This is a genomic window from Kitasatospora sp. NPDC093558, from assembly GCF_040683475.1.
Lineage (GTDB): Bacteria > Actinomycetota > Actinomycetes > Streptomycetales > Streptomycetaceae > Kitasatospora.
On the sequence record NZ_JBFBDY010000378.1, the window covers coordinates 1 to 6,181 of the forward strand.

The 6,181-nt window shown below is 73.1% G+C and carries 6 protein-coding genes; all 6 read left to right on the forward strand.

Annotation, left to right across the window (positions count from 1 at the left end):
• Nucleotides 1-216, forward strand: a 216-nt coding sequence (locus tag AB0O00_RS26795) for a hypothetical protein (RefSeq protein WP_363655919.1), incomplete at its 5' end; no start/stop codon positions are given.
• Nucleotides 213-1,214: a GNAT family N-acetyltransferase gene (locus AB0O00_RS26800; RefSeq protein ID WP_363655921.1), complete on the forward strand. Its 1,002-nt coding sequence runs from the start codon at nt 213-215 to the stop codon at nt 1,212-1,214. The genes AB0O00_RS26795 and AB0O00_RS26800, both read left to right, overlap by 4 nt.
• Nucleotides 1,211-2,662, forward strand: coding sequence for a DUF6025 family protein (locus AB0O00_RS26805; RefSeq protein WP_363655923.1), 1,452 nt, complete (start codon nt 1,211-1,213; stop codon nt 2,660-2,662). The genes AB0O00_RS26800 and AB0O00_RS26805 overlap by 4 nt, the downstream gene beginning before the upstream one ends.
• Nucleotides 2,663-2,743: 81 nt before the next feature.
• Nucleotides 2,744-3,901 carry an aminotransferase class V-fold PLP-dependent enzyme gene (locus tag AB0O00_RS26810; RefSeq protein ID WP_363655925.1) on the forward strand — a complete coding sequence of 386 codons (1,158 nt, stop codon included), beginning with the start codon at nt 2,744-2,746 and terminating at the stop codon, nt 3,899-3,901.
• Between the two features lie 71 nt (nt 3,902-3,972).
• Nucleotides 3,973-5,238 (forward strand): MFS transporter, encoded by a 1,266-nt coding sequence (locus AB0O00_RS26815; protein ID WP_363655926.1) that lies wholly within the window; start codon nt 3,973-3,975, stop codon nt 5,236-5,238.
• Nucleotides 5,239-5,294: 56 nt separating this feature from the next.
• Nucleotides 5,295-6,181, forward strand: an 887-nt coding sequence (locus tag AB0O00_RS26820) for an ATP-grasp domain-containing protein (RefSeq protein WP_363655928.1), incomplete at its 3' end; no start/stop codon positions are given.

The following is a 6,181-nucleotide window of genomic DNA, read 5'->3' on the forward strand; positions in this document are numbered from 1 at the left end:
CCGGCCGACTACCGGCTGGTCTTCGTCGAGAAGCCCCGCGGCCACCGCCTGGCGCCGGTGCGCTCCTCGTCCGACCGGGTCGCCTCGGTGCTCTTCGACGCACCGACCCTCGCCGAACTCGACGAGCTCGACCGCAGGATCCCCGCATCGTTCGCCGTCCGTACCGAGGAAGTCCGTACCGAGGAAGTCCGCACCGAGGAAGGAGTGCACGCGTGAAGCTCCTTCAGATCCCCGACCTGGGCGGGTCCGAGCAGTGGCGCGAGCTCTGGAAGACCGACTACCACCAGTACCCGCGCTACCACGTCCCCGAGCTGCGCGCCGCGGAGGCGTACGCCGCCGGCAGCCGGTTCGAGCCGGCCCACGTGGTCGCGGTGGACCGCGACGGCCCGGTCATGGGCCTGCCGCTCACCGTCGAACGGCGGGACGGCGAGACCTACTTGTCGTCGTACGGACGGCCGCTGCACGTCGCCACCGCCGAGGCGTCCGACGGCGCCAGGCGCAAGTCGGCCGCGACGCTGATCATGAACCACCTCGACCAGCTGCAGGAGCGCACCGGCGCGCGGGGCTACCACCTGCGCGACTTCCTGGTGGACGGCCACCTGGGCCGGCTCTCCGAACTGGTCCTGCGGGCGGGCGGCCGCAGCCGGGCGTACTACACCCAGGAGATCGACCTCGCGCTGCCCGACGAGGCGCTGCGCAAGGACCTGCGCCGCAACCACCGGCGCATCCTGGACCGTCCCCGGCCCCAGCTGGCCCTGCACACGGTGGACGGCGCCGACGCCGGCCCGTGGCACCGGGACAAGCTGCACGAACTGCACCGGCAACTGCGCGACCGCGAGGTGCGCACGCCCGAGGGCTGGCAGCGGGTCCTGGATTGCGTCACCGGCGGCGACGGCTTCTTCGTGTTCGGCGAGGAGGCCGGGGCGACCGTGGCCGCCGCGTACTTCGCGGTCTCCGGCCGGTACTGCTACTACGGCATCGCCGCGCACGACCGCGAGTACTACGGCGCCGGGCTCAGCCACCTGATGGTCTGGGAGGGTGTCCGGCACGCCAGGAAGCTGGGATGCCGGTGGTTCGAGGTGGGAGAGCGCCTCTACCCGGCGGAACACGCCGAGCTGACGGAGAAGTTCCACGCGATCAGCGACTTCAAGGCCGGGTTCGGCTCGCGCGTCGCCGTTCGTCTCGACATCGTGAAAGGTTTGCAGGACGCATGACTGAGAGCACCATGACCGCCGCGGCCGGCCTCGGACACTCGCTCGCCGACGCCATCGGCACCGGCAGCGGCGGCCGCGAACTGCGCCAGGCCCTGAACCGGCTGGAGTCGGGCGGGCGGCAGCTCGACTGGATCCACCTCGGCAAGTGCGACATCGCGATGCGCGACCTGATCCGCATCGTGCGCGACAGCGGAATCACCCCGCCGCGCACCGGCCACCTCGGCGACTGGGGCGACATCGACGCCGGACGCTCCGGCCTGCTGGACTACAACCGGACGATCTGCGGCGTCCTCGGCGTCGGCAGCCCGCTCCTGTTCGACACCACCAGCACCGAGACCACGGCCCTCGACGGCGGCGACACCATCTACATGCCGGGCTCCGTCGTGGACGGCGGCGTCGCGCGCCAGCTGCCGCTGCTGGTGCACACGGCCGACGGCCCCAAGGCGGCGGACCGCGGCCAGTCCTGGTTCAGCCCCTTCGTCATGGTCGACGAGGACGGGGACCGCCGGCTGCTCAGCCAGTACCACCGCGAGCGCAACGCACGCCTGAGCCTGGCCCCGGACTACGTGTCCAGCCGGATGATGGCGAGCGAGGACCGGCTCCGGACGCTCATCCACACCGCCCTGCTCGCCACCGAGAGCAACTCCAGGGGCAAGGTGCTGCTCGCCTCCCTCTTCGCCGGCCTGGTCGGCACCGACGGCGCGCCCCGGGACGGCGAGGTGCTCTTCGACGGCCCCGGGTACCGCGTCGGGGACGAGAGCCTCACCCGCAACGAGCTGGTGGACCGGCTGCTGCTGCCGCTCACCGTGATCAACGACGAGCAGGCCAGGCAGCGTCATCTGGACGGCCCGGTCCCCACCGTGGTGCCGGTGCTGTCCAACCTGTTCCTGACCATGCTGATGGCGCAGCTGCGCACTCACGTCGCCGACCCCGCGGCCCCCGTCGACGGGATCGACGCGCACCTGCACTGGGGAGCGATCGGCATGGCCGGTTTCCCGCCGCGCAAGCGGGGCTACTTCGAGGGCGGCGAGTACCCGCGCCGGCTCCGGCCGTTCTTCGACCACGCGGCCGAGCACGCGGGCACCGCGCCGACCCTGTTCATCGTGGCGCCCTCCGTCGTCTTCACGCTGCTGCCGCGGCGCTCCCAGGGCACCGACGTCGAGCTCGTGGCCGAGCTGTGCGGCCAGGTGCGGGACGCGACCAAGGACGTCGCCAACGCCGACCGGGCCGCCGAGGCGGTGCAGCGGGTCGTCGAGGACTGGCACGGCCGGCACGGCGGGGACCTGTCGGAGTTCTTCCGCAGCCAGTTCAACGGCAAGCGCACCATCTCGGGCCAGACCCAGGCGCCCGCCGACCCGGAGGTGGTGGTCGGCGAGGAGTTCCTCGACCTCACCTGCCGGCAGGCGTCGCTGATCGTCGGCGTGATGCAGGACCTCAACAAGGCCTGATCCGGGCTCAACGGGCTCATCGAACTCATCGAGGGGGAACCAGTGTTGGAACCACGGTCGGGCCGTCCCGACGCCGATGCCGTGCACGCGCTCCTGGCGGAGCTCGGCGTCGAGCCGCTGATCCACTGCGGCGGGACGAAGACCACCATGGGCGGCTCCCGGACGGACCCCGAGGTCCGGGACGTGATGTGGGCCGCGTCGGACGTGTTCGTCCCGGTCGCCGAACTGAACGCGGCCGTCGGCCGATACATCGCGGAGATCACCGGCGCCGAGGCCGGGATGGTGACCAGCGGCGCCGCCAGCGGGTGCGTGCTGTCCCTGGCCGCCTGCATGACGGGCACGGACCGGGCGCGGGTCGCCGCCCTGCCCGACGCCACGGGCATGCGCGACGAGCTGGTGCTCATGCGCACGCACGTCGGCCGGTACACGCACATGTACCGGCAGACGGGCGCCCGCGTGGTCGAGGTCGGGACGATGAACGAGTGCCACCTCTGGGAGATCCTGGCCGCGGTGAACGAGCGCACCGCGGCGATCGGCTGGCTGGAGGGCCCGGGCATCCGGCAGGTCGGCCCGGACTTCGCCACGGTGTGCCGCGAGGCGCACAAGCTGGGGGTCCCGGTGATCGTCGACGCCGCCGCCATGCTCCCGCCGCGCGCCAACCTGCGCCGGTACGTCGACGAGGGGGCCGACCTGGTCGCCTTCAGCGGCGGGAAGGTCGTCCGCGGCCCGCAGGACACCGGCCTGCTCTACGGCCGGCGCGAGCTGATCGAGGCGGCCCGCGCCAACAACGGCCCCAACCAGGCGATCGGCCGGGCGCACAAGGTCACCCGGGAGGACATGCTCGGCCTGTACGCGGCGCTGAAGCGCTACCTCGCCGCGGACGAGGACGCCGAACTGGCGCGCTGGCGCGAGCTGCTGGCGCCGGTCCACCAGGCCTTGGCGACCCTGCCCGGAGCCGAACTCGCCGTCCTGCACGACGAGTTCCGCCACCACGTGCCCACGCTGGTGCTCAGCAGGGTCCAGGAGGTGTTCGGACGCCGGCCGAGCGAGGTGGCGGCCGCCCTGCTGGCCGGGACACCGCGGATCTTCGTGCCGTCGGACGACCCGCGCGACGAGCTCACCGTGAACCCGGTCAGCCTCGCCGAGGACCAGGTGGCGGTGGTCGCCGAGCGGATCCGCGCCGAGCTCGCCGGCCCGGCGGCGGAGCGGGCACGCACGCCGCAGACGGCCGCCGCCTGACGGGGGCCGCCGGACGGGGGTTGGGCCGGCGCGCGTCGGCCCAACCCGTGGGATCGCACGATGGAGACCTCATGTTCAGCCCACGAGCCGTGCTCGACCGGCTCCGCGGTACCCCGCCCAACGCCCGCGTGCTCGCCGTCAGCACGTTCGTCGGCTCCACCGGAACGGGGCTGTTCCTGGCGAGTTCGGCCCTGTTCTTCACCCGGGTCGTCGGGCTGACCCCCGCCGAGGTCGGGTTCGGCCTGTCGACCGGCAGCGCGCTGGGGTTCGCCGCCACCGTCCCGGTCGGGCGGCTGGCCGACCGGTTCGGCGCCCGGAAGGTGTTCCTGATCCTCAACGCGCTGCGGGGCGCCGGGTACTTCGGTTACCTGTTCGTGCACGGCTTCGCCCAGTTCATGTGCGTCGCCTGCGTGCTGCTCACGGCCGACCGCACCGCGCCTCCGGTCAACCAGGCCATGGTCGGGCAGCTCTTCTCCGGAAGCGAGCGCGCGAGGGTCGCGGCCGTCGTGCGCAGCATCCGCAACCTCGGCTTCACGGTGGGCATCGGCGTCAGCGCGCTGGCGCTGGCCACCGGCACCGCGGCCGCGTTCCGGTGGCTGGTGGGCCTCAACGCGCTGTCGTTCCTGGTCACGGTCGTGCTGCTGGCCCGGCTCCGGGTACCGCCGCCGGCCGGCCCGCAGCAGCGGCCGGCCGACGCGAAGGAGGCACCGGCCCGGGCACCCTGGCGCCACCCGCTCTTCGTCGTGCTCACCGTGGCCAACGGCGTCCTCATGCTGCACGACACCGTGCTGACGCTGCTCGTCCCGCTGTGGGTGAGCAACCACACCGCGACGCCGACGTGGCTCGTGAGCGTGCTGCTCATGCTTAACACCGTCCTGGCGATCGCGTTCCAGCTGCGGGTCACCAAGCAGGCCGACACCGTGCCCGCGGCGGTGAGGGCGTTCCGGCGGTGCGGCCTCGTTCTGGCCGGCGGCTGCCTCTGCTTCGCGGCGGCGACGTTCCTCGACCACGTCGCCCTGGCCGTCGCGGCCCTCGTGCTGGGCATGGTGCTGCACACGGCGGGCGAGCTCCTCCAGACGGCCGCGAGCTGGACGGTGTCGTTCGCCCTGGCCCCCGAAGAACAGCAAGGCCGGTTCCTCGCCTTCTTCTGGCTGGGCTCGTCCGGCAAGGACATCGCCGGGCCGACCCTCGGCCTGGGCCTGATGGCCCTCACCGGCGCGGGCGGCTGGCTGGTGCTCGCCGGGGCGTTCCTCGCCGCGGGCCTCGTCTGCGCGGCGGTCTCGGCGCCACGGCAGCCGGCCGGACAGGGCGCCCAGGCCGCGCTGATCAAGACCTGAACCACATCTCGGAACCTCGGAACCCCGGAACCTCGGAACTTCGGAAAGGACACGGCATGGGCGAACATGTGCTGGTCATCGGAGCGGGACGCGACCTCGCCGCCCGGATGCGGGCGCGCACCGGTGTCCGGACCACCACGCTGGTGCGGGTGACCAAGCTGGCCAAGGTTCGGCGGCCCGCCGACAACGACCGGGTCATCGCGCTGTCCGAGGACGCGCCCGGGGAGTGGCTCGCCTACGCCGGGTTCGTCCACTCCCACGACCCGGTCGACCGGGTGGCGGCGTTCAGCGAGCTCGACCAGGACAAGGCCGCGGCGATCGCGGACCGGCTGGGGCTGCCCTTCCACTCGGCGCGGACCGTCCGGAACGTGACCGACAAGCTCGCCATGCGCCGCACGCTGGCCGAGGCTGGCGTCGAACGGGTCGGGTGCGAGGAGGTGTCCGGCCCGGACGACGTGACCGCGCTGCTCGGGCGGTGGGGCGCCCTCGTGCTGAAGCCGGTGGGCGGCACGGGAAGCAAGGGGGTGTCCGTCGTGCGCGCCGCCGCCGACGTGCCCTCGGCCTGGCGCTGGTCGTCCGGCGACGGCCGGGCGCAGCTCATCGCCGAGCAGTACCTGGACGGGGCCGAGTTCAGCGTCGAGGCCTTCTCCGAGGGCGGCGAGCACGAGATCGTGGCCACCACGCGCAAGTTCAAGGACGACCGGCACTTCGTCGAGACCGGCCACCACGTGCCGGCCGGGCTGCCCGACCGGACCGAGCGCGCCGTCCGTCGGCACGTGGCCGCCGTGCTCGACGCCCTGGGGGTGCGCAACGGGCCCACGCACACCGAGGTGATCCTCACCGCGAGCGGGCCCGCGACCGTCGAGACGCACCTGCGCCTCGGCGGCGACTCGATCCCCGAGCTCGTCGCGGACGCCACCGGGGTGGACCTCTTCGACCTCAC

What these genes read in the sequence shown, in the direction of transcription:
- AB0O00_RS26805 (WP_363655923.1), top strand. Translation starts at nt 1,211, where the DNA reads ATGACTGAGAGCACCATGACCGCCGCGGCCGGCCTCGGACACTCGCTC.
- AB0O00_RS26815 (WP_363655926.1), top strand. Translation starts at nt 3,973, where the DNA reads ATGTTCAGCCCACGAGCCGTGCTCGACCGGCTCCGCGGTACCCCGCCC.